This is a genomic window from Bizionia hallyeonensis (assembly GCF_042657385.1).
Classification (GTDB): domain Bacteria; phylum Bacteroidota; class Bacteroidia; order Flavobacteriales; family Flavobacteriaceae; genus Algorimicrobium; species Algorimicrobium hallyeonense.
On record NZ_JBHSLA010000007.1, the window covers coordinates 72382 to 99174 of the forward strand.

The window sequence follows — 26793 nt, forward strand, 5'->3', positions numbered from 1 at the left end:
ACAAACTGCCTAATTACTTTTTACGAAAATTTCGTGAGCAGGTTTTTTGGTGGTTATTTCTATTTTGAATTATCTCCAAAACGCCAAATTATCTTCCTGAATTAATCAGGCATAGCGCGTGTGCCTGAACAACTCCTTTACATTATTTAATACAGAAATTTTTCAATTTAAACATCCTGAATACCTGTGCTCGCATTAAAATAACGTATAAATATGGAGTTAAAACGATGTTCTATTTTTTACCTAAAATTAAAATAACAATATCATGGCTAAATTAAGAAAGAAGCTTACAAAAGCAGAATTAAACGATAGGAAACAAGAGAAGATTTTAAAGAAAATGGAAGATAAAAAAATGAAGAAACGGAAATCAAGAGTCTAGCGTTATGGTTTATTAAATTTTCCTTAATTATTAAAAAAAAGGCTGTGAATTTTTATTTACAGCCTTTTTTTTTGGAAAATATCACCTAATTATTCTGCCACCAAAAAACATTGAATGCAGGGTTCGGCTAATTAAAAAAATAGTTTTACCTTATTGAATTAGGAAAACAAAAACGTACATAAATTATGAGTAGAGGATTTGTAAAAGAAGATGACCAAGAAGACATACCTTTTGTAGCACCACGAGCAGATTTGCCTGAAGGTGTAACAAACTACGTGACTCCAAATGGAATTAATGAATTATTGGTGGAAAAACAAGCCTTTGCGGATGAAAAAGAACAATTAGATAATACAAACGAAAAAGAAAGACGTATTGCCATAAACCATATAAACGCCAAATTGCAATTACTAACAAACAGAATAGCAACCGCAAAAATTGTTGATTTATCCAAACAACCGCAAGATGAAATTCGGTTTGGCGCATTAATTACCCTTAAAATTGGAAGTGCCAAAACGTTTCAAAAATATCAAATAGTTGGTGTGGATGAAGCCGATATTGCGAAAGGTAAAATTTCCTTCATCTCACCAATCGCGAGATTGTTAACGGATAAAAAGGTAGGCGAAAAAGCTATTTTAAAACTGGCCAAAGAGGATCGGGTTTTTGAAATCATGGATATTTCTTATGAAAGTTAAACACAGTAAACTACCTGAAGGGAAATCCACGAAGCATTGGTAAGAAATGAGCTTTTAATGTTAAGGCCAACTTTCAGGGAATTATACCCTTTGACAGAGCCAATTAGTTTAACCGTGGATCTGGTTTTAATGCCATTTTTTGAGTCCAAATAATTTCAACACTGCAAAAATCAAATTCTTCGGTTATTTTCCCATAGCACGCATATATTCCAATGCCATGAATGGGATATTTTTCTACCGTATCATGAAAGTGTACGGTATCAAAATAACACCCTTCATCATCTACAAATGTGCAAAACCGCATGAGTTTTCCTGTAGCACCTTTATGAAATCGTGTATTTACCAACTTACCATATAACAGCACGTTTTTAGTTCGGTGTTGAAACATGTTTTTGGCTTTAATATGTTCCCGAATGGGTTCGTTTATCAAATCAAAATAATTGCACAAAGGGAAACCCAATAATTCCATTTGGTCATAAGCATCTTCTATCCAACTGGAACTAAGTGTTGGCAAGGTAAAGGCTTTATGGTTTGGTTTGAATAATTGTTTTTGAGGTGTTTTTGCTTTACTAGAATTTATCTTAAAAATAGCATTCCAAAGCAATTCGGATTTGGGGATTTCTGTAAAACTAAACGCACCAATTCTAATTAAAATGGTTAATTGTTCAATACTAATCACCACGCGATCAATAAAATCATCCAACGATTTGAATGTACCATACAACTGCCGTTCGGTTAAAATCCGTTTTACCGTATAACTTTCTAAATTTTTAAGATAACCAAAGCCTAAATAAATCGTGTTTCCTTCTATTGTATTGGGATGGTCACTTTTATTAATACAGGGTGTTTTTATAATGCCCTGACACATTTTTGTTTCATGAATATAATGTTCGGTGCTATAAAATCCGCCGCCATTATTTAAAACAGCCACCATAAATTCCAACGGATAATAACATTTTAAATACAAACTCTGATAACTTTCCACGGCATAAGAAGCCGAATGTCCTTTTGCAAATGCATAGCCTGCAAAACTTTTTATTTGCTCCCAAACTTCCAGTGTTAATGCATCTGTATAGCCTTTAGTTTTACAATTGGCTATAAATTTATCTTCAACCGCTTGAAATTCGGCTCTCGACCTAAATTTACCACTCATACCACGCCGCAACACATCGGCTTCTCCTAAAGTTAAGCCTGCAAATTGATTAGCCACTTTTAGCACATCTTCTTGATATACCATAATGCCATAGGTTTCTGGCATAATCTTTAACAATATCGGATTGGCTTCTTTCCGACGTTCTGGATGTCTTTGGCGTTTAATAAATTCTTGTTTCATCCCTGAACCCGAAACGCCTGGCCTGATAATGGAACTTGCTGCCACCAATCCTAAATAATCTTGGGTTTGGAGTTTACACATTAAACCTCTCATGGCTGGCGATTCTACATAATAAGCACCTGTGGCTTTTCCGTTTTTTAATAGCGCATTTACTTTGGGATCTGTTTTAAATTTTTCAACATCTGTGATATCAATTTCGGGTGCTTCGGGTCTGTTATATTTAATAATTTCTAACGTGTCTTTAATTTTTGCTAATCCACGTTGTCCTAAAATATCGAATTTAAAAATCCCAGCATCTTCGGCAATAATCATATCAAATTGCACAGTAGGAAATCCTTTTGGTGGCATATTGGTTGCTGAATAATAATGAATAGGTTTATCTAATATTAAAATCCCACAGGAATGTACACTAACATAATTAGGAAAACCCTGAATTAATTCGCCATACTTAATGACCAAAGCACCCATTTCATCAAATTCTGGTTTTTGATATCTACCGGTACATATTTTATCTATTTCTTCTTTTGGCATGCCAAAAACCTTTCCTAATTCTCGAACAACCGCTCGGAATTTAAAGGTGTTATAAACAGCTAATAGTGCGACATTTTTAAAGCGCTTAAAAATATATTCGGTAATATCATTGCGCTCTTTCCACGAGAAATCGATATCAAAATCAGGTGGCGATTTTCGGAATGGATTAATAAACCGTTCAAAATACAAATCCAATTCTATGGGATCTACATCGGTAATTCCTATAATGTATGCTACAATACTATTGGCACCACTTCCCCTTCCTACATGAATGTACCCTTGACTTTTTGAATAACTCACAATATCATAATTGATAAGAAAATAGGATACAAAATTCATCTCCTTAATCGTTTTGAGTTCGGTTTCTAAACGTTCTCGTACTTTTTCGGAAGGATATGGGTAACGTCTGTAAATTTTCTGCTCGCAGAGTTTTTTTAAGTAATTAAAATCGGCGTCTTCTGATTCTAAATACAAACTTTGATTTTGAGAAATTCTATCCGCTCCAAAATTAAATTCAACAGAACACGCTTTTAATAATTGCTTCGTGTTTTCTAAAATAAATGGAAACAATTGAAAAATTTCTGCTAAATCCGCTTCGGGATACATTTTATCATGCTCACTACATTCCTCTGTTTTTGATAATTTACTCAACAAAGTATTATTATCAATGGCGCGCAACAAACGGTGTGCATTAAAATCTTTTTTATTCCGAATAGTCACTTGTTGTTGAATAACCAGTTTATCTTCATAATCCTTATAAATTGTAAAGGGTAACTTTTTAAGGTCATTAATAGTAATACCTATAAACTCAAAATTTTCAAATTTGGTTTTCTCAAGTTGCATAACTTGTTCCAACGGGTAAATTACAAACGCATTCTCAAATTTTGGGGACAGGTCTGGAAGCCGCTTTTTTTGATGTGCGTATTCCGATAAAAAAGTATTCAGTTCCTGAAAGCCGTCATTGTTTTTTGCAATTCCTACAAATTGTTGTTTTGCGCCATTTCTAAAATCGATTCCTATAACGGGTTTTATGTTATAATCTTTCGCTTTTCGAATAAAATTTAAACAAGCCGATGTATTATTAATATCGGTTAACGCTAAATGTTTCACGCCATTTGCTTTAGCCAATTCCAAAAGATCAACTTCTGAAAATGTGCCAAAACGCAAGGAATAATATGAGTGACAATTAAGATACATTAGTGTTTACGGTGTGCTAAAATTACGGGTGGTTCGCCATTAAATGGATTTTTAAAACGTCCAATGGTTTTTGCGCCCATGGACGCGGCGCGCTGAATACTTAATTCGCCATATTTACTCCGAATGGTATCCATAGCGTTATATAAATTAAGCATGTTTTCGGTATCATCAAACAAATTAATTTGATAGTTTCCTGTAACAATATGGGTGAACTTAACGCCTACCAAACGGATTAATAAACGCCGTTGGTACAGTTTATCAAATAGTTCCAAAACTGCAGGCACAAGAATATGGTCTGCACTGGTGTAGGGAATTTTAATTTGTTTGGTATAGGTATTAAAATCGGAATACCTGATTTTAACAGCAATACAAGCTGTTAACTTATCGGCTCTTCGTAACTGAAACGCTAGATTTTCCGCCATGGCAAAAATAGTGGTTCGTAATTTTACCACATCAATGGTATCTTTGGTAAACGTGCGCTCGGTAGAAATAGATTTACGCTCATGAAACGGAATTAATGGTGGATTATCAATACCATTGGCACGCTTCCAAATAGTTTTACCGTTGGCACCCAAAACACTTATCATCATTTCCAAAGGCATTTGCTGAACCACATGCACTTTCTCCACTCCCAAATTCCGTAAAATCTGATAGGTTTTTTCGCCAACAGACGGAATTTTCCGAATAGATAATGGTGCTAAAAACGATTTTTCAAAACCCATATCAATCCGTAATTGATTATTCGGTTTGGCTTCACCTGTAGCCACTTTGGACACAATTTTATTGGCTGATAACCCAAACGAAATAGGCAATCCGGTTTCTCTTATAATTTCCTGGCGCAATTCTGAAGCATATTTATAACTCCCAAAAAATTTATCCATTCCGCTTAAATCGGCATAAAATTCATCAATACTTGCTTTTTCAAAAACAGGCACGCGCTCTTTAATAATTTCAGTCACCAGATGTGAATATTTGGTGTAGGTAGATGAATCGCCTCTAATAACAACCGCTTCCGGACATAAGCGTCTAGCTACTTTCATGGACATACCGGAATGCACACCAAAACGTCTGGTTTCATAGCTACAAGCTGCTACCACACCTCTATCGCCAATTCCGCCAACTAACAATGGCCGTTTTTGTAATCGGCTATCAATCAGGCGTTCACAGGACACAAAAAAGGTGTCTAAATCCAGATGTAAAACTTGTTTGCTCATACCGCAAAGTTAGCTACATTATTAAGCAATTATTGCTTATATTTGTAGCATTATGAAAAATATCACTAAAAATATTCGGCACCTTCGCCATCTCAAGGGGTTAACGCAAGAAGTGTTTGCGGACGACTTAAAAATTACACGTTCTCGAATTAGTTCGTATGAAGAAGGTCGCTCTACGCCTTCTATTGACATGCTTATTAAATTGTCAAATTACTTTAAAATTCCTGTGGATATTCTAATAAAAAACGATTTAACCAAGTCTAAAGACACCTCCTTTATTGACATTGGAAACACCCGTGTTTTATTTCCCATAACGGTTGATGATGACAATGAAAATTTAATTGAAGTGGTTCCCATTAAAGCTTCTGCTGGTTATTTATCCGGTTATGATGACCCCGAATATATAGAGCAATTACAAAAAATTAAATTGCCATTTTTACCATCGGGAAAACACCGTGCGTTTCCTATTAAGGGAGATTCTATGTTGCCTTTAAAAGAAGGTTCTTATGTGGTTGGTAAATTTGTTGAAGATAGACGTGATATTTCAAGCAACCGAACCTATGTTTTATTAACGCTAAACGACGGTATGGTTTACAAGCGCGTTATTAACAACATTAAAGAAACAAATAGTTTACTGTTGGTTTCAGATAATCCACTCTACAAACCTTATGAAATACCTATAGATGAAGTGTTGGAGCTATGGGAATTTACATGCAGTATTAACACTCAAGAATACTACCAAGAAGAGTTAAAAATCAGTAGTATTATAACCATGTTTAACAGTTTAGGTGTCGAACTTAAATCATTAGAAAAACATATTAGATGACCTATACAATTATAGATGTTGAAACGACTGGACAGTCCAATAGAATTACTGAAATTTCTATTTTTAAATATGATGGAAATGAAATAATTGATGAGTTTACATCCTTGATAAACCCGCAAACCCAAATTCCTATTTATATAACAACTTTAACCGGTATTGACAATGCCATGGTGGCTAATGCGCCGACTTTTGAAGAAGTTGCACAAGATATTCTCAATATAACCCAAGACACCATTTTTGTTGCTCATAATGTGAATTTCGATTATAACGTAATACGTAATGAATTCAAGTTATTGGATTTAGATTTCAACCGAAAAAAATTATGCACCGTCAGATTGTCTCGGAAATTATTTCCAGGATTTCCGTCTTACAGTTTGGGTAAATTGTGTAAAAGTTTAGATATAAATTTAACTGACAGACACCGAGCAAGAGGTGATGCCAAAGCCACTGTGGTTCTATTTGATATGTTATTGAAAAAAGATGAAACAGGAAACGTTTTTAGTAGTTTTTTAAATAAATCGTCCAGAGAGGCTACACTCCCATCCCACCTACCAACAGCGGTTTTCAATGCCATTCCCAATACAGCTGGTATTTATTATTTTAAAAACAAAGTAGGAGAAATAATCTATATAGGAAAAGCCAAGGATTTAAAAAAGCGTGTGTTGAGTCACTTTTATAGTAAAACTCAAAAATCGTTGGATATGTGTCGGGAAACTAGAGATATTGACTTTGAGTTAGCTGGCAGTGAATTACTCGCGCTTTTAATGGAAGACGCTGCTATTAAGCATCATTATCCGAAGTTTAATAAGCAAGCTAAACGCAATCCTAAAAGCTATGGAATCTTTAGTTATCAGGACCGGAATGGCATTATGCATTTAGCATTTAACCCTGTAAAATCCTGTCCAAACCCGATTAAGGTTTTTCATAATATTAGAGAATGTCGTTTGTTTTTAGAAACGTTTTGCTCAAAGTATGAGTTATGCCCAAAATATTGTCATTTACAAGAAGGTGTAGCACAATGTTGCCATTATAACATTAAAACCTGCAAAGGTGTTTGTGCTAATAACGAACAACCAAGCAACTACAATAAACGGGTTCAAGATGCGCTAGAAATTATAACCAAAGTTGAAGAACATAAAGTTATAAAACGAAAAGGTAGAACATCTGACGAGGAAGCATTTGTTTTAATTAAAAACGGGGTTTATTTAGGATATGGGTTTATTGATAATACTGAACAAATAAACTCTCCTGCAGATTTAGATAATTTCATAATTCCGCAGAAAGACAATTTGGATGTTCAGCAAATCTTGAGAACACACGTATAGTAACTCATATAAATATTATTATTTCCGTTAGGCTTCCTTTATACACTGTAACAATGTTAGAAATTTTCATGATATTCAAATGTGTTTTAAACTAAAATAAAATGTGCTTGACCAGTTGCTCTTAAATTTCAGTAAGCAGGTTTAATTCGTTTTAAAATAATTTAAACAGTTAAAGTTGAATTGAATGCAGTTAATAAAACATCAAGTATTCTAATATCTTTATGCTAATTTAAACTTTAAACACTAAATTATTATGTCATTACTAACTATCATTTTAAATATTTTACTTCCGCCTTTATCTGTTTTTATGCAAAAAGGTTTAGGAAGTGCTTTTTTAATTAGCATTCTTTTAACAATAATTGGGTGGATTCCTGGAGTTATTCATGCTTTTATAGTAACTGATTAATTTTCAAAACCCCACTTTATAAAATTAAAAGGAATAGATTATTTAATAATTTCACAATCATTTAATTTCATATATTATGACAAACGACAAAGAAAATCCAAAAACAGAGCACGAAAAGACCTTGCATCAAAACGCAACTAACGAAAAAGGTGCCCAAAAAAAAGATCACTATAATCAATATGGGAAATCAGACGAGGATAGAAAAAAACGGGCTTCAAAAGAAAATGATTAATATCTTATAGATTTCGCCATGCCATTATGCTAAAACTAATTAAATTTGCTCTTAAACAACTTAAGCAACTTCTTAAACATTGGCATAGTAAATATCAGAACCAAATACCCTATTTCTTAATTTTAGGATTAGCGTTATTTCTTATTATTGGTGGTATAAATCTATTTATTGAATTAACTGAAAATCTAAAAACGGATTCTATAGCGCAGTTTGATACTGCTGTTACTAGATTCATTTTATCGTACAGGTCCGAATCCTTGACACAATATTTCACTTTTATAACTGAAGTAGGCGATATCTATGGGTATTTAATAGTTTTTACTTTATGCACTATATTATTCTACCTAATTTTAAAAAGTTGGAACTACGTCGTTCAGTTAAGCCTGGTGATGCTATTAGCCTTGAGTTCTAATTTAATTTTAAAACAAATTATAAATAGATCTAGACCCGAATTAGAACATTTAGTAACTGTTAAAACATTGAGTTATCCAAGCGGTCATGCCATGACAGCTATGGCATTTTACGGATTTCTAATTTTTCTGTTTTATGGTTTTAAAATTCATAGATTTTTAAAATTTACCATAATTACACTTTTAATATTTCTTATATTTAGTATTGGTATTAGTCGCATTTACCTTGGCGTGCATTTTCCATCTGATATTCTTGGTGGCTTTGTAGCAGGTTTCATTTGGGTTATTTTTTGTGCTATTGTATTTAGCATAATTACAGTGTTTGGTAAAGATCCAAAAACATGAGATTAATTGTATTAATCTGAAGGTGTTTAAATTAAATAAACAGGCTCTTATTTTTTGAGGTTAGATTATTGGTTTTAAATAATATTAAATTTATCTTCGGACGCATAGCTCATATATCGTGGATAAAAAACTCATTTCCAAAAAAAAACCCGCCTTTCCTATCACGCCATTATTGTCGGATTACCTGACTGCGCAAGGACGAAATATTAAAATCCCTATTTTTTATGACGATTTACTGCGCTTCCAAGGTGCTGTAGAAATTCTAGATGAAAATGATAATGATACCTTATGGATTCGAACCTATTTTGCCGAACATGAACGTGACGAAATAGAATACAGCCTAAAACAAATGTATTCCATTCTGCATTCCGATGGAAGCGATAGCTTAATTCCTTACCTCAATATTGATAGTATAGACTTTTGCACCTTTGGTAATACCAAACCGTTTCGCATAAAAGTGAGGAATGTTTTAAACGATAATTACATTTTTCTATATGTGAAAAAAGCTGATGCTTCCCGTGTTTACGGACTGGAATTGGAGCATTTACTATCGCCTAATCATATTACATTTCTGGTTCATAAAGACACCTTAATTGAAGAACACATCTCTGGAATTGCTGGCGACACCTTTATTAGTGAGCATTTAGAAAAACTATCTGACCAAGATAAACGCGCATTGGCCAAAGAGTTTGTAAAGTTCAACGAGCGTTGTTTTGTAAGGCTTTTAGCAGATATGCGTTCCTATAATTATGTGGTGGTTATTACACAAGATTTTGACCGTGTACAATACCGCATTCGCGCTGTCGATTTTGATCAGCAAAGTTATGAAGGGAACCCTAAAGTTTATAAACCGCAGTTTTTAAAAGAAAACAATGCTTTAGTAAAATTAAGCTTGGAGGTTTTAGCGCCTGAATCTATAGTACAATATGAATTAGAAGAACGATCCTTACTCGCAAAACGTGCTACCAGTGAACATGAGCGCTTGGAACACCTTTTAAATTGCATGAGAGAAGACAATATATCAACACCAGAAAAAGTAAAGCAACTCAAAAAAGGATTGTTTGATTTGGTTGGTGATGTCAATTTTAAAAAATCTAAAAATATGGGGGAATTGTTAGCTAATGCCATCGATTTTATTGTTAGAAATTACAAAAATGAAAATCCTTATATCATCAAATAAAACGGACAAGACATGAAAATTAAAAAAGTATTAATTGCAAACAGAGGTGAAATTGCCATACGTATTTTACGTGCTTGTACCGAATTAAATTTGGATACGGTTGCTATTTACACCTACGAAGATCGCTATTCACAACACCGAAATAAAGCCGATGAATCCTACCAAATTGGTGAAGACAACCAACCCTTAAAACCATATTTAAACAGTGATGAAATTATTGCACTAGCCAAATCTAAACATGTAGATGCTATTCATCCAGGTTACGGTTTCCTTTCAGAGAATTCAGAATTTGCTAGAAAATGTGCTCAAAACGGAATTATTTTTATTGGTCCAAATCCAGATGTTATGGATGCCTTGGGCGATAAAATTACCGCTAAAAAAATTGCAGTAAAATGCAAGGTTCCTATTATTGAAAGCAATAAAAAGAAATTAACCTCTTTAAAAATTGCTGTTTCTGAAGCCAAAAACATAGGTTACCCACTAATGTTGAAAGCTGCATCCGGTGGTGGTGGTCGCGGTATGCGTATTATTCGCAAGCCGGAAGATTTAGAACAAAATTTCGATTCCGCTAAAAACGAAGCCCTAAATGCTTTTGGCGATGACACCATGTTTCTAGAGAAATATGTTGAAGATCCAAAACATATAGAAGTTCAAATTGTAGCCGATAATCACGGTAATATTCGCCATTTATTTGAACGCGATTGTTCAGTTCAAAGACGGCATCAAAAAGTAGTTGAAATTGCACCTTCTTTTAATATTTCAGAAAACGTAAAACAATCGTTATACAAATATGCTGTCCGTATTGCTGAAGAGGTAAACTATAACAATATTGGAACCGTTGAGTTTCTAGTAGACAAAGCTGATAATGTCTATTTTATTGAAGTTAACCCTAGAATTCAAGTAGAACATACGGTTACGGAAATGGTTACTGGAATTGATTTGGTTAAAACACAAATATTTGTTGCAGGTGGCTACAAATTATCTGATCAGCAAATTAAAATTTACGAACAAGACTCGTTACGAACTTACGGTTTTGCCTTACAGTGTCGTTTAACCACGGAAGATCCTTCAAATAATTTTACACCAGATTACGGAACCATAACCACCTACAGAAGTGCTGCTGGAATGGGAATTCGCTTAGATGCAGGAAGTATTTATCAAGGATATAGTGTGAGTCCTTTTTTCGACTCTATGCTAGTAAAAGTTTCGGCTCATGGTAGAACATTGGATGGCGCTGTACGAAAAATGGTTCGTGCTTTAAAAGAATTTCGTGTGCGTGGTGTTAAAACCAACATTCACTTTTTACGAAATGTTATTCAGCATGATACCTTTAAACAAGGTAATGTCACGGTTAATTTTATACAAAATACACCGTCACTTTTCAATATTAAATTACCACAAGATAGAACCTCCAAGGTCACACAGTTTTTAGGTGAAGTGATAGTCAATGGAAATTCGGATGTAAAACATAAAGATGACAGTAAAATTTTTAGAAACCCAAAAGTTCCTAAATTCAATATAAATGAACCCTATCCAAAAGGCACAAAAAACTTACTAACGGAATTAGGCCCAGAAAAATTTTGTGAATGGCTTAAGAACGATACTAAAATCCATTATACAGACACCACCATGCGTGATGCGCACCAATCATTATTGGCAACCCGTATGCGGACGTTTGATATGATGAAAGTAGCAGAAAGTTATGCTAAAAATCATCCAAATACCTTTAGTATGGAAGTTTGGGGTGGCGCCACATTTGATGTGTGCTTACGCTTTTTACATGAAAGCCCTTGGACCAGATTACGGGAGTTACGAAAAGCCGTTCCAAACATACTTTTTCAAATGCTCCTTCGCGGTAGTAATGGTGTTGGTTATAAAGCCTATCCAGACAATTTAATTGAGAAGTTTGTTGAGAAATCATGGGAGAATGGTGTGGATGTTTTCAGGATTTTCGATTCCCTAAACTGGGTTAAAGCCATGGAACCAAGCATCAATTATGTTCGTAATAGAACGGGCGGAATTGCCCAAGCGGCTATCAGTTATACGGATGATATTTTAGATGTGAAACAAACCAAATACAATTTAAAATACTATACACAATTAGCCAAAGATTTAGAAAATGCCGGTGCGCATATGATTGCCATTAAAGATATGGCTGGTTTATTAAAACCATATGCAGCAACCGAATTGGTTGCCGCTTTAAAAGATGCGGTAAATCTTCCTATTCATTTACATACGCACGATACCTCATCCTTGCAATCTGCAACCTATTTAAAAGCCATAGAAGCTGGCGTAGATGTTGTGGATGTGGCTTTAGGTGGTTTATCTGGATTAACATCGCAGCCCAACTTCAATTCGGTTGTAGAAATGATGAAGTATGAACCACGTGCTCATGCTTTTGATATGGATAAGCTGAATCAATTTTCAAACTTTTGGGAAGATACACGCGAATTATATTACCCATTTGAATCCGGTTTAAAAGCGGGTACAGCCGAGGTTTACAGACATGAAATTCCAGGCGGTCAGTACTCCAACTTACGTCCACAAGCCATTGCTTTAGGATTAGGTGATCGTTTTGACGACGTGAAAAAAATGTATACGGAAGTGAACCACATGTTTGGCAATCTAATTAAAGTAACGCCAAGCAGTAAGGTGGTTGGTGATATGGCCATTTTTATGGTGACTAATAATTTGAAACCGCAGGATATTATGGAACGTGGTAGTGAAATATCATTTCCAGAATCGGTTATTAGTTTCTTCAGAGGTGACTTAGGTCAACCAACAGGTGGTTTTCCAAAAGAACTACAAAAAATTATTCTTAAAAATCAGAAACCATATACTGATAGACCGAATGCTCATTTAAGGCCCATAGATTTCGATTTAGAATACGAAGATTTTAAAAAGAAATTTCAAAAAGGATTTACACGCGCTTTAGAAATTGAAGATTTTTTATCCTACACATTATATCCAAAAGTGTTTGAACAAGCACATGAAAACTACAAACTGTACGGAAATTTAGCACTGGTTCCTACCAAGAATTTTTTCTATGGCATGAAACAACGCGAAGAAACGCTGATAGAATTGGAGCCAGGGAAAACAATTATTGTAAGATTACTTTCCGTAGGTATTCCTAACGAAGATGGTGTTCGTATTGTGTTTTTTAGTGTGAATGGCGAAAACCGTTTTGTAGAAGTTTTAGACCGCTCGTTAAATATTAAAAAAGAAGAACATATAAAAATTGATCCTGAGAACTCTAATCACATAGGCGCACCCTTACAAGGATCCTTAACTAAAGTTTTGGTAAAACGCGGACAACAAATTAAAGAAAACGATCCGTTATTTATAATTGAAGCCATGAAAATGGAAACAACGGTAACCGCCTTTAAAGCTGGGAAAGTAAAGTCTATTGTTTTAAAAGAAGGCACTATGGTCATGCAAGATGATTTAGTTCTCAGTATGGAGTAACATAAAAAACCTTAAACAGAATATTTCTGATAATATTCTTGAAAATTTTGAAAGCCAGAAATTATTTTCTGGCTTTTTTCATATTTCATGTTAACCTTTTAAAACTTATTGACATTAAAAGATTCATTTATAAATTTAAATAATTAAGAATCATGAAAACACATGTAACCACAATTAAATCTATTTTTTTTAAGTCTAAACTAGTGCTTGCGGCAGTACTAATAACGTTTAGTTTCTCATGCTCCCCGGAAGATGGCACAGATGGAGCCGATGGAGCCCAAGGCATTCAAGGTGAACAAGGACCACAAGGTGAACAGGGTGAATCAGGGAGTGCTAATGCAAGTAAATATGTTATTACAGTTGCAGACACAGATTGGGACGGCAGCTATCATTATGGCGGCAATAATAGTCATACTGTATACAGTATCCCAGCTTCGCTGACAGGAAACATCGGAATAAGCGATCCAGATTATGTTGTAATTGCATACGGAAGACCAACGGGAACCAATTATGGTGAGAAAAAACATTTACCTTATGTGTTTGGCGTAGATAACAATTATGGCTTAAAATTTGAGTTATTACTTTCCAGAAATGAACTTTCCATGTCTAAAACTACAAATGGCTGGAATAACAGTTCCGTTCCTATGGCCGAAAGACCAGACTCTTTCATTTTAGAAATATTTATGATAGAAATGAGCGCAGCCAACAAAGCAAAAATTGACATTGACTTTAATGATTACCATGCGGTTGTCGATTATTTTGAACTAGATAATTAAAGTAAAATAGGTAATAACTATCAAAATAACCCTCATAATTTGCAGGGCTATTTTTTTTAAGTTAAATCAGGTTTAAAAATATATACCGTTAAAATTATTTTCATTAGAGCAAATATTTTTCAATAATCAACCGTATTTTACGGTATAACACTTAATAAATACAATTATGAAAACTATAAGCAACCTAATGGCTATTCTATTTTTTGCATTTGCGGTATCATGTAAGAATGAACCGTCTGATAAAAATGCAGATGTGGAACAAAACCCGATGAATGAAGAATTGACCAAAACCACCAATTATGAAGAAAGCGGGAATTTTAAAGAGGAAGAATACATTTTAGACGCCAATAAAGACAGTTTAAATGTTAATTGGGATTTAGACAATCCGGAAAGACAACAACACCTTTATAAAACGTTTAGTATGACTGAACCACAAATTCAGCAATATGAAAAAGCGCTAGAAGATTGGTGGAAATCAGATGATGATAGTCCTTATGATAAATTATCAGCCAATGAACGTATTAAAAAAGAAGATGACATTCTGAAAGACATTTTAAATGATTCGCAATATAAAAAATACCGCGAATGGGCCAATGATAACGACAAACGTGGTATTTAATACTAATTAATACAGCACTAGTAGAAAAACTAAAAGTCTCAAATTACATATTAATTTGAGACTTTTTACATTCGGGAAAATTTAGATTATTTTTGCCGAGATTTCCATTGAAATATGTTTCACATAATGTCTTTTATTTCAATCACATCATTAAGAAAATCACGTTAACTACCTTAAAAGTGAATAAAACCAATACAGGCAAAACATATTGGACTACCTGCCACGAATGTCATGGACTTGGAAAAAAAAGACAACGGCTTCGCAAGAAGGTGCGACTTCAATATAGGAAGGCACTAGAAGCATTTGAAAAAAACCACAGCCAGGGAATTACACCTGTAAAGCCGAAAGGCCATTTAAATCCATGCACAAATTGCAATGGCTCAGGTTTAATTCCAGCCGATAGCAACCCTATTCCAGACACCGAAAATTATCCGCATGTTGCTATTATTGGTGGCGGAATTGGAGGCGTTGCGCTTGCCGTAGCTTGCTTACACCGTGGCATCCCGTTTACACTTTATGAACGCGACACCAATTTTAATGCACGATCTCAAGGCTATGGACTTACCTTGCAACAAGCCAGTAAGGCAATTGAAGGTTTTGGTATCTTTTCTTTAGAAGACGGTATAGTTTCAACAAGACATGTGGTGCATACAACAGACGGCAAGGTGATTGGCGAATGGGGAATTAGGAAATGGGTGGATTCCAATGAAAAATTACCACCAAAACGCACTAACATTCATATAGCACGACAAGCTTTACGTTTGGCACTGCTAGAGCAACTCGGTGGACATAACCTAGTAAAATGGGGGCATCAGTTAACCAATTTTAGTGAAGACGATCAAGGTATCAATTTAACCTTTGACGTGAATGGCAAAATAAAAAACGCCAAAGCAGATCTTGTTGTAGGCGCGGATGGCATCCGAAGTTCTGTCAGGCATGTATTGATTGGCAATAACAAGACACCTTTACGCTATCTGGATTGCATTGTAATATTAGGCATTTGTCCGTTGGCAGCTCTTAAAGGCATAACTAGTGATCTATTGGATTCGGCCACGGTTTTTCAAACAGCCAATGGCCACGAACGTATTTATATGATGCCGTTTTCTTCCGACTCTATTATGTGGCAATTAAGTTTCCCCATGACCGAAAAAGAGGCCCAAGCCTTAAGCGATAACGGCTCTCAAGCCCTCAAAGAAGAAGCCTGCCGTAGAACCCAATGGCATGATCCCATTCCGCAAATTATGGCAGCTACGGATGCCAATCAAATTTCTGGATATCCAGTTTACGACCGTGAGTTATTGACATCAAATTTGTTAGAAAAAGGTCAAAAAACAACGTTAATTGGAGACGCGGCTCACCCCATGAGTCCTTTTAAAGGTCAAGGTGCAAATCAAGCGCTTCTTGATGCACTAGCTTTGGCTCGTGGAATTTCAAAAGGCTGTAGACCTTTAACACAATGGCGTATTGTTGGTATTAAAAAAACTGTTTTACAAGAGTTTGAATCCGAGATGTTAGCACGCAGTGCTTCCAAAGTAAAAGATTCTGCAGCGGCTGCAAATTTTCTCCATTCCGACGTAGTACTCTTTGAAGGTAACGAACCCAGAGGGCGTTGCTTAAAAAACAAGGATTCTTAAAACAAAACATCACTATCTTTTGGTGGATAGTGATGCTTATAAAATTATATTTTACGCCGTTTTAAGACAATTTTTCTACAATTTAAATGTCATTACTGGTAATTTAGATTGGTTTGCTAAATCTTCAGAAATACTTCCTCTTAATAGACGGTTTAGTCCTTTTCTGGCATTTGTACTTATTCCAATAACACCTGCATTAATTTCTTCGGCATATTGAATCAATCCGTCTTCAATGGTATGTCCGGCTATAAACTTAACCTTATTTGAACCTCCAGCTTCTGCAAACTTCTGTCTTTTGGCATTAAATTCTTTGGTGTTTATAAAATCATTAAATGGTCTATTAACATAAACAGGCTGCATGGTAACTCCTAAATTTGAGAAAACAGCACTGGCTCTCTCGTAAACTGGCACACTTTCAATACTCATATCTGTAGCAAAAATGGCATTACTTAAATTAAAATCTTTAGGACTAGATTTTACAATTAAAACAGGCGTACTACTATTACGCACCATTTTTTCTGCATTAGAACCTGCAAAAATTCCATCCTGCAATGTAAGACCTTGCGATCCCATAACAATTAAATCTGCCTCTACTTCTTTGGCAAAAGCATCAACTTCATTGTAAACTTTATGTCGTTTAATAACCGGTTGTACTGTAACACCTTCTAAATAATCTTTATCCAAAAATGGTTCAAACTTCTTTTTAGTTAAAGCAACCATAAACAACATTTCGTTTTTATTATCAGAATCAGACTGTGAAATTAACGAATCTGACAATTCTAGCATGTGCAAAACATGGAGTGTTGCGTTATGTTTTTTTGCTAAAATAGCTCCCGTTTCTAATGCAAATTCTGACTGCTTTGAAAAGTCGACAGGTATAATAATATTTTTCATGTTATATGTATTTAGGGTTAAATTTAATGAATTTTATTGCTTTACAACTTGTTTTGTAGCCAAAAAGCAGCAATTTATAGTAACTTTTAATTTCTAATTCTCTTTTTTCATTACAATAGTTCTATAAGGAAATGGAATTTCAATCCCTTCTTTATCAAAGCGTTTTTTAATACTTTCTAAAACGTCAATTTTAAGTTGAAAGCTATCACTGTAGGTTCTTCCCCAGGTCCAAGCTCTTATGGTCATTGAAGAGTCATTTAATTGTATAAGCGCTGTTTTTACTACCGGTAAACCCTCTTTTATCTCTAACTCTGTACGGTTGTCTAAAATAAGTGGATGTCTCTCACATTCTTCTTGCATGATTTTTTTGGCTACATCAATATCACTATCATAGGATATACCAATCTCAATACGTTCACAACATTTAAGTTCGCCCATATCATAATTAATCAACTTTTCCTTATTGATTATGGAGTTTGGAATAACAATCATCTTATTTTCAAAATTACGAATGACGGTATGCCGTAATGTAATATCGGTAACTCTACCAACCATGGCATCTGTTACTTTGATAAGATCGCCAATTCTAAAAGGTTTAAAAGTAATTATAAACAACCCCCCAATAACATTTGCCAAGGCTTCTTGTGCTGCAAGACCCGCTATAAGCGCTAATACTCCTGCTCCACCCAAAGCCGTTTGTGCAACACCTTTAAGCGAAGGAAAGGCTAAAAGACACAGAAGAATACCAACAAAATAAATAACAACAAGAACAACGTATCTTAAAAATTTAAAACTGGTTGGATCGTGTTCGTTTTCAATCTTTTTTTGGATATCATATTTAAACCACATATTCGCAGTTGAAGCCGCAATTATGGTGAGTGCCAAAACAACTCCTATATACAGAACTATTTTAAAATCGTCTGTAAGTGCATTATGTCGACTTTCATCTAACACCAAGTAACTCAAGGCTATTATTCCTAAAACAACCCATAAGGTGTTAAGAATACGCTTTAGTAACCGCAACGATGTGGATTCTTCTCCGGGAAATTTTCGCTGCTTTTCTCTAGCTAACCAATGATGCAATTTATTTGTCAGCATTCGTAACACGATAATTGCAACAATAACTATTGTCCCGTAAATAATATTCTGTTTATATGTTTCTAAAAATTCTATCATAATTAGTTTCGTGCTAATCCTTATTTAAAGTTTTTTATCAAATTTAAACGTGACGCCTAAATTACGACAATTATCTTCCTTATTTAAAAATAACAATCTCATCATTATATAAGTGGTATCCAATTCAAGTTGTTTTGAAATACACACGGGTTATGCAATTTGGAATCAAACATACAATTAGTTCATGATATTTTAAACAAAAAATGTGCAACAACCAAGCTGGCCATGGGATACTGCCTTAAAAAAATTACCTTTACATGATACCACTAACACAAAACTTTATATATACTTGCATTAATAACGGGATAAGACCTTTTCTATAAGCTAAAAAAAACAATAAGGACCAAATTTAACCAACAACAATAAATGAATACTTCAGTTTTAGAATCTAAATTGAAAAGGCACAAAATTTCTTATTCAAATGACAACGGTAAAATAATTATTGGGAAGTCGAAAACAGATTTCGGAACGCTTATCGGACTGGTACTACTTCCCATAATTGCAGCTCTCGGAATTTCTATATTCATGCTTATAAACAACGCGGAATATCGTGGGAAAATAATAGCCGCCATTATATTTTTGTTCGGAACAGGGTTTTATAACTATTCAAGAACACGATCTAAAAAACAATCAAATAACAACTTCATACTACTTGAGGATAAAGCAATTAAAGTAAAAAACGATTTTGGCGCATATATTTTGGATTTAAAAAACATAATAGATTTTGAGTACACTATTGAACAAATTGACGAAGAAACGTTTGAAGGCAATCTGTATTTAATTGACAACGAAGAAAGGAAACATCAAATTCTTGGGTTTGACGATGAAGATGAAAAATATGTTTTGAACGATTTAAAATGGTTTTCGAAATATTTAATAAAGTACGTGGAATTAAACAACCATGCGCATTTAAAAACTAGTGTAGGTGAGTTAATTGTACGAAACCTGTAGAACACATGTTTATTATACAGTTTAGAAGCTTTTATATTGTTAATGTTGAATATATTGAATACCTTTGTAACTCATTAATTTTTAAACAAATGACAGCTATGTACTTTTTATATACCAAAAAAAAACCCTTAGGGTTTGCGCTGTCATTGTCGTACTTACATGACGATATTTTTTTAAAAAATTCAAAAGAGTTTATTAATTAATCCCTGTTTCGACTCAAGAACAGGGCAACTCTTTATTATTTTCAAATTTTAATCTTTTTTCTTCTTAACACAACTATTAGCACTCAATATAGGAGCTCCGTATGCGCTGCACTATTATGAATGATTGAGTCACATCTACATAGTATTAAGAAGGAAATTCAAAAAAAAATATTATGTCTAAAAATGTAATTTTAACAACAGGAATATACGATATGATTAAAGATCATGTCCGCAGAAAGAAAGTAACTAAACAAGAAGAAGAATTATTACTTCAAGAACTAAGAGAAGCCAAACAAGTACTTAGGCGAGACTTACCAAATGATGTTGTTACAGTAAACCGACGTGTAAAAATTAAAGATTACACGGATAACAATGAAAAAGAATATATGTTTGTGGCTACCACTAAAACAAACAATAAAAAAGGAAAATTATCTATTTTATGTGATGTGGCCGTTGCCACGGTTGGCAGACAGGTAGGCGATATAATAAATTGGCCTTTTAAAGATGGTGAAAGAAAATTAGAAATTTTAACGGTTGAAAATTTTTAACCGTCGGAAAAAAGAAAAGAGCCTTTGCGTTATAACAGCAAAGGCTCTTTTTAATTATATCAGTATCAGTTTTTTTTTGATGAAACCAATTCTTACTCACCCTTCGGCCAATCAATTCTTTTTCATGTAAGATTGAGTTCAATACGCCTTGGATATCGAGTTCATGGTAAGTAGCCGTTTCATTCCATAACATCTCCTACTACAAGCCGGTCTTCTTTAGTTTTATATCTATTAGCTATGCCATAAACATTTTTCATCCGCTCGAGCATGCCCGTTTCAGGATTTCGACAGGAATAATAGACGTGCCAGCGTTTGCTTAAAAGCGGTGGTTAACATCCAATTTGCCCGTGTAAATTTCAGGTTCGCTTTAGTTGGGTATCATAGGCAAATCATGTACTGAATCATGTACCTGCAATATAAAACTTAAAATAGAAGACATAAAAAAAGGGTTGTGCGAACACAACCCTTTGATTTAATTAGCCTTAAGCTTCGTAGCGGGAACTGGACTCGAACCAGTGACCTTCGGGTTATGAGCCCGTTTTGAACTACATTAGCAACACAAACACTGGGCTTGCGAGCTGTTTTATTTTGAAATCGTATGCAAAAACGTATGCACTTTTGACTTTCTGATTATTAATTATTGAAGGGTAAATGTACGTTTTTTTGACATATAATTCTGTCTATATTTTACTTACTCTTATAAATCAATCCTTTAACCGATTATTTTTGACTAAACTCTTTATAATCTTATCTTTAAAAGTTCCAACAGGAGCGGTATGATTATTCCTATGGAATTTACATTTAAAGATATAAATTGAAATTAAAACAATTTTACTTCATCTTATTTTTTCTCTTTATGGGATCATACATTCATGGGCAATGTGCTCCGGATGTAACACCACCATCAATCACGTGTCCTAGTAATATTACAGCTTCTTGTCCACATGCTCCCAGCCTAAATTATTTAGAACCAGCAACTACTGATTTATGCGGCCCTATTGTTTTACAAACTTACACATTGTCTGGTGCCACCAATGGAAGCAGTCCTGCTACTGGAATCCACAACATGAATTCAGTAACATTTTTAGCTGGAACTACAACCATACTTTATGAAATTGAAGATGCAGCTGGAAATTCATCAAGTTGTACTTTTGATGTTACCGTTACCGATTTTACACCGCCAATAGTAGTTTGTCAAGCTGATATAACTACTGTTAATGACGCAGGGTTGTGTACTGCTTATGTAGATATGTTTGGATTAAATGTATTTCCAACTGCTTTTGATGCGTGTTCGGGCTTGTCTACCGTACCAACAGGTGTACCAGCTGGCTCTTTATTTCCTATCGGAACAACCACAGTTACATGGGTTGTTACTGATGCGGCTGGTAATTTTTCTACATGCTTACAAGATATTATTGTGACCGATGAGGAAAACCCAACCATAACATGTCCAACAGCTATAACAGTAAATACAGATTCAGGTCAATGTGACGCATTGGTTACTATTCCACCAGTGATAGCTTCAGATAATTGTACTGTAAGTTCAATAACAAACGATTATAATGCTGGAGGAGCTAATGCCAGTGGCACCTATCCAATTGGTACAACAACCGTAACCTTTACGGTTACTGATTCTGCAAACAGAACAGCAACTTGCTCAATGGACATTATTGTTAATAATAATCAAATTCCAACGATTACCTTAGTAGGATCTGACCCTGTTACTTTGGAAGCATGCAGTCCCTACATCGAATATGGAGCGACAGCCAATGACACCTGCTCGGGAGATATTAGTGGAAATATTGTTATAGATACGTCCGAAATAAACATAAATGTAGTTGGCACCTATAATGTGTATTATAATGTAACCAATTCTAATGGTTTAAATGCTGGTACTGTTATTAGAACAGTCAATGTGGTGGATACTTCTTCACCAACATTAAGCCTCATTGGCCCAAACCCTTTTGTAATTGGTGATTGCTCTACCTATAGGGAACTTGGTGCCGAAGCAATAGATCCATGTTTTGGAGATATTTCAGGGAATGTGATTATTGATAATTCCTCTGTAAACACAAGTGTACTTGGTTTTTATACGGTTACCTATAATGTTATGGATGCTAGTGGAAATACAACTTCTGAAATAACAAGAACAATTGAAGTTGTTGATATTAATGAACCTGTTATAGTATTAATAGGCAATGATCCACAAATTATTGAAGCCTGTGATACCTATGTAGAATTAGGAGCTACAGCTATTGACCCATGTTTCGGAACTGATTTTTCTGGAGATATTGTTGTAGATATATCCGCTGTAAATTTCGGAATGATTGGAACTTATCCTGTAACATATAATGTTACAGACAACGCCGTTCCAACAGCAAATGTGGCTATAGAGGTTATTAGAATGGTTGAAATTGTAGATACTACGGGACCTGTCATCACTTTATTAGGAGATGATCCCCAAATTATAGAAGCGTGTTCTCCTTATATTGAACTAAATGCAACCGCAATTGATCCTTGCTTTGGTACCGATTACTCAACAGATATTATAATTGATGTAACATCAGTAAACACTAGTGTTACTGGTTCTTATACCGTAACCTACAATGTTATGGATATAGAAGGGAATTCAGCTACTGAAGTTATTAGAACCGTAAATGTTGTGGATACAACTACACCAACCATAATATGCCCTACAGATATAATTGTTAATAATGATGCTGGGCTTTGTTCTGCTATCATAAATTATAGCGTAACATCTAGTGATAATTGCCCAGGAGAAACTGTTACACAAACCGATACTACGGGATTAACTTCAGGTGATGCATTTCCTGTAGGTACCACAATCTTAGAATATACTGTAACAGATTCTCTTGGCAATTCAGACTCATGCTCTTTCTCAATAACCGTAAATGATATAGAAGTTCCTGAAGTTTTTTGTCAAGATTTCACGATGCAATTAGATCCTACGACAGGATTGGCAACATTATTACCTACTGATATAGATAATGGCTCATCAGATAATTGCAATGTTATATTATCCTTATCACAAGACATTTTTGATTGTAGTCATATTGGCACAAACATCGTAACGCTTATAGCAACAGATCCTTCAGGGAATTTTAGTACCTGTGAAGCCACAGTCACGATAACTGATGCTGCAGATAATTCATCAGTAAGTATTTCAACTCCGATTAATCCGATATGTCAAAATCAAGAAATCAGTATTACAGCAATGCCAGTAAATGGCGGAACAACACCAACTTATCAGTGGCAAATTAATGGAATTGATGTTCCTGGCGAAACAGGAAATATTTTTACAACATCTTTTTTAAACAATGCTGACGAAGTAACGGTTATCATGACTTCAGATGCTTCAATATGTGCCCAACCTCAAACAAGTGATCCGTTAATCATAATTGTAAATGATTATAATGCTCCAGCCAATGCTGGATCCGATTTTACGAACACAGTTTGTACCAATACAACCATTTCTTTAAACGGGAGTGCTGTAAATGGAATTAATGCCATTGGAACTTGGAGTGTAACATCTGGACAAATTAGCGGTTTTTCGTTTTCTGATGAAAACAATCCTACCTCTACTTTCACAGGTGATATTGGAGAAACCTACACCCTTACCTGGAGCATTGACAATCCAGAACCATGTATTGATACCGCTAGCAGTATAGAGGTGATTTTTATCGGTTGTAATGCGTTGGATTTTGATGGCGTAGATGATAATATTACGTTTAGGGATAATTATAATTTAGAAAGTTCATTTTCAATTGAAGTCTGGGTAAAATCTGATCAAACGAACAACACTATTCAAACTATTCTCTCTAAACGAGAAGGCAATAATTTAATTAATGGTTATGATTTAAGATTGGTGAATAATGCCATCTCTTTTCATTGGAATAATAGTCAATTTGTTTCTGCTTCGCCTCATGAAATAAACACCAACCAATGGTATCATATTGCAGCAACTTATGATGGTTCAGAATACAAATTGTATATAGACGGCATTGAACTAAACAGCGTTTTTGACACCACAGCACCAGTATCCAATTCAGCCGATTGCATTTTAGGTGCGATGGATAATACTGTAAGTCCGTTTATACCACTTAATTATTTTGATGGCGGATTAGACGAATTACGAATTTGGGATGTAGCATTAACACAAGATCAGATTCGTAAAATGATGAATCAAGAAATTGAAGATAATACACTTGTTAAAGGCTCTGTTGTACCAAACGATATTTCTGGACTTAATTGGGCAGACCTCAACGGGTATTATCAAATGAATCAAAACACCGATTTATCTGGCGGTAATTTAGTTTCTAATGGCAATTCAGGAGTCGAAGGTGTTTTAAGATACATGACCACTCTGCAACCGGAAACAGCACCACTACCCTATCAAAGTATCTCCGATGGCGATTGGACAAATCCAAACACTTGGCTTTATGGTAATTCCCAAGCTATACCAAATAGTATCGGGATTGATGGAGCAACATCTGTAGATTGGAATATAGTACGAACATCGCATAATATAACTTCTGGCAATAACAATATTACATTACTCGGGTTAGACGTAAATGCGAATACATTAACTATAGAAAATTCAGATCCATTAGATGGACAGAGTTTAACTATTTCAGATTATTTAATTATTGATGGTGTAGATACCGTTTTAAAATTAGTTGGAGAATCACAATTAATACAAGAAACAGGGAGTATTGTTGATTATTCAGGAACTGGATTAGTAAAACGTGACCAACAAGGAACAACTAATTATTATAATTATAATTACTGGAGTTCGCCCGTCAGTTTAGATGGAAGCACTTTTTCAGTTGGAGAAGTCTTGTATGATGGCCAACAACCCGTATTATGGACAACAGCACATAATGCTAACCCAAGTACCAATCCAATTTCTTTAAGTAGTAGGTGGTTGTATTTATATGAAAATTTTCCATATAACTCCTATGCAGATTGGCAAGCTATAAATGAGACTGATTTAATCCCTGTTGGTTTGGGGTATTTAATGAAAGGTAGTGGTAATGCTGGTACATCACAAAATTACACCTTTGTAGGGAAACCTAATAATGGGACTATAAGTACACCTATTACCGCAACATATGAAGCTTTAGTTGGAAATCCATATCCTTCAGCTATTGACGCACATGAGTTTATAAATGACAATAATAGTAGTATTGAAGGAACCATCTATTTTTGGGAGCACTACGCCACTAACAACACACATATTACGGTAGATTATCAAGGTGGTTATGCTGCCTACAATTTTTCTGGCGGTAATCCAGCAGTTTCACCTCCAGAAATAAGTGGACTTGGAACACCTTCAAAAATTCCAGAACGATACATTTCTGTATCACAAGGTTTTAATGTAAAAGGAAATGGTACAGGTGGACAGGTGACTTTTGAAAATGACCAAAGAATTTTTGTTAAAGAAGCTGTCACTGGATCTGCAAACAATGGTTCGGTATTTATGAGACCAGGAAATCCATTAAATAATTTAAATTCAGGAGAAGATATTATTAAACGTATACGGTTAGATATTAAAACCCCTGAAGGCGCTAACAGACCTTTACTTTTAGCTTTTGTACCAAATCAACTAGCAACAGATGCTATTGACTATGGCTATGATGCTTTAAATACAGAAGCACTCCCTAATGATGTGTCTTGGATGATTAATAACGAAAAGTATGTAATTCAAGGGGTTGGAGATTTTAATGAATCTAAAATGTATCCATTAGGTGTATTTTTATCTAATTCAGGTAATATTGAAATTTCACTAAAGGCTTTAGAAAATTTCGAAACTGAAATAGATGTTTTTGTATATGACTCTTTATATCAAACGTATACCTTAATTAACGATACCAATTTTGTATACGCATTAGATGCTGAAATTTATACAAATCGCTTTTATATTACATTCCAAGCTAACACATTGACGATTACCGAAAACATGTACGATAATGTCTCAATAAATTATCTTCAAAATCCTGATGAGATTTATATAAAAACACCAAGTTCCATTCAAGTTAAAACGGTGCGATTAATTAATTTGCTAGGGCAGGACGTTTTTTCTTGGGAAATTAATAATTCATCTAAAACGGTACGCATTCCTGTAAAACGTATTTCGGAAGGCACTTATATTGTTAAGGTTACAACAGATTCCGGGATAATTAATAAAAAGGTGCTTATTAAGTATTAGGGTTATAAACACTATATTTTAGTTATTAAATTATTGATAATAGACATAAAATTTTTAAGCAAACCATCCTTTTACCCCAATTTTATTATATCTGGTCGAAATAACCTGCTAAAATTTGCTTATCCTATTTTTTTGAGTGATTTTCACTGTGCTATTAATCAACATGTCTTCAAAATACAGATAGGTTGAACCCAACCAAAGTCTACTTTAAATTTTACATTCCTAAAA

General features: G+C 34.5%; 18 protein-coding genes. 14 read left to right on the forward strand and 4 right to left on the reverse strand.

The features are described from left to right. Positions 1-564: 564 nt before the first annotated feature. On the forward strand, positions 565-1071 hold the full coding sequence (locus tag ACFPH8_RS14500) for a GreA/GreB family elongation factor (RefSeq protein WP_376862091.1): 507 nt from the start codon (positions 565-567) through the stop codon (positions 1069-1071). Between the two features lie 103 nt (positions 1072-1174). Here ACFPH8_RS14500 and ACFPH8_RS14505 read toward each other — a convergent pair whose 3' ends face one another. Beyond that, entirely contained in the window at positions 1175-4132 is a 2958-nt protein-coding gene (locus tag ACFPH8_RS14505; RefSeq protein ID WP_376862093.1) for a DNA polymerase III subunit alpha, read from the reverse strand. Continuing rightward, positions 4132-5346 carry a DNA polymerase IV gene (dinB, locus tag ACFPH8_RS14510; protein ID WP_376862095.1) on the reverse strand — a complete coding sequence of 405 codons (1215 nt, stop codon included), beginning with the start codon at positions 5344-5346 and terminating at the stop codon, positions 4132-4134. Before dinB ends, ACFPH8_RS14505 begins: the two co-directional genes overlap by 1 nt. 52 nt (positions 5347-5398) lie before the next feature. On the opposite strand from dinB, the gene ACFPH8_RS14515 reads away from it, so the two are divergent. The 10 genes from ACFPH8_RS14515 (at position 5399) to ACFPH8_RS14560 (ending at position 16564) form a co-directional block, all read left to right on the forward strand. Beyond that, positions 5399-6172: an XRE family transcriptional regulator gene (locus ACFPH8_RS14515; protein WP_376862098.1), complete on the forward strand. Its 774-nt coding sequence runs from the start codon at positions 5399-5401 to the stop codon at positions 6170-6172. Next, positions 6169-7497, forward strand: a complete 1329-nt coding sequence (locus tag ACFPH8_RS14520; RefSeq protein WP_376862101.1) for an exonuclease domain-containing protein — start codon at positions 6169-6171, stop codon at positions 7495-7497. Before ACFPH8_RS14515 ends, ACFPH8_RS14520 begins: the two co-directional genes overlap by 4 nt. 253 nt (positions 7498-7750) lie before the next feature. Next, positions 7751-7903 (forward strand): YqaE/Pmp3 family membrane protein, encoded by a 153-nt coding sequence (locus ACFPH8_RS14525; RefSeq protein ID WP_248397966.1) that lies wholly within the window; start codon positions 7751-7753, stop codon positions 7901-7903. Positions 7904-7979: 76 nt separating this feature from the next. Continuing rightward, positions 7980-8135 (forward strand): hypothetical protein, encoded by a 156-nt coding sequence (locus ACFPH8_RS14530; RefSeq protein WP_376862104.1) that lies wholly within the window; start codon positions 7980-7982, stop codon positions 8133-8135. A gap of 26 nt (positions 8136-8161) precedes the next feature. After that, a complete protein-coding gene (locus ACFPH8_RS14535; RefSeq protein WP_376862107.1) occupies positions 8162-8890 on the forward strand; it encodes a phosphatase PAP2 family protein in 729 nt (242 codons plus the stop codon). 118 nt (positions 8891-9008) lie between these two features. Then, positions 9009-10070 carry a hypothetical protein gene (locus ACFPH8_RS14540; RefSeq protein ID WP_248397959.1) on the forward strand — a complete coding sequence of 354 codons (1062 nt, stop codon included), beginning with the start codon at positions 9009-9011 and terminating at the stop codon, positions 10068-10070. A 12-nt stretch (positions 10071-10082) separates the two neighbouring features. Beyond that, a complete protein-coding gene (locus tag ACFPH8_RS14545; protein WP_376862111.1) occupies positions 10083-13535 on the forward strand; it encodes a pyruvate carboxylase in 3453 nt (1150 codons plus the stop codon). 152 nt (positions 13536-13687) lie between these two features. Then, the gene (locus ACFPH8_RS14550; RefSeq protein ID WP_376862114.1) at positions 13688-14311 is read left to right on the forward strand and encodes a hypothetical protein; all 624 of its coding nucleotides are present in this window, start codon (positions 13688-13690) and stop codon (positions 14309-14311) included. A 166-nt stretch (positions 14312-14477) separates the two neighbouring features. Next, positions 14478-14930: a hypothetical protein gene (locus ACFPH8_RS14555; protein WP_376862117.1), complete on the forward strand. Its 453-nt coding sequence runs from the start codon at positions 14478-14480 to the stop codon at positions 14928-14930. Positions 14931-15109: 179 nt separating this feature from the next. Then, positions 15110-16564 carry an FAD-dependent oxidoreductase gene (locus ACFPH8_RS14560; protein WP_376862119.1) on the forward strand — a complete coding sequence of 485 codons (1455 nt, stop codon included), beginning with the start codon at positions 15110-15112 and terminating at the stop codon, positions 16562-16564. A 75-nt stretch (positions 16565-16639) separates the two neighbouring features. Here ACFPH8_RS14560 and ACFPH8_RS14565 read toward each other — a convergent pair whose 3' ends face one another. Both ACFPH8_RS14565 and ACFPH8_RS14570 read right to left on the reverse strand, forming a co-directional pair. After that, a complete protein-coding gene (locus ACFPH8_RS14565) occupies positions 16640-17458 on the reverse strand; it encodes a universal stress protein (protein ID WP_248397951.1) in 819 nt (272 codons plus the stop codon). Between the two features lie 93 nt (positions 17459-17551). Further along, on the reverse strand, positions 17552-18634 hold the full coding sequence (locus ACFPH8_RS14570; RefSeq protein WP_376862121.1) for a mechanosensitive ion channel family protein: 1083 nt from the start codon (positions 18632-18634) through the stop codon (positions 17552-17554). A gap of 366 nt (positions 18635-19000) precedes the next feature. On the opposite strand from ACFPH8_RS14570, the gene ACFPH8_RS14575 reads away from it, so the two are divergent. From ACFPH8_RS14575 to ACFPH8_RS14585, 3 genes are all read left to right on the forward strand, one after another. Next, a complete protein-coding gene (locus tag ACFPH8_RS14575; protein ID WP_376862123.1) occupies positions 19001-19585 on the forward strand; it encodes a hypothetical protein in 585 nt (194 codons plus the stop codon). A gap of 376 nt (positions 19586-19961) precedes the next feature. Then, positions 19962-20336 (forward strand): GreA/GreB family elongation factor, encoded by a 375-nt coding sequence (locus tag ACFPH8_RS14580; protein ID WP_376862125.1) that lies wholly within the window; start codon positions 19962-19964, stop codon positions 20334-20336. Between the two features lie 856 nt (positions 20337-21192). Then, on the forward strand, positions 21193-26565 hold the full coding sequence (locus ACFPH8_RS14585; RefSeq protein ID WP_376862127.1) for an immunoglobulin-like domain-containing protein: 5373 nt from the start codon (positions 21193-21195) through the stop codon (positions 26563-26565). Positions 26566-26793 lie beyond the last annotated feature (228 nt).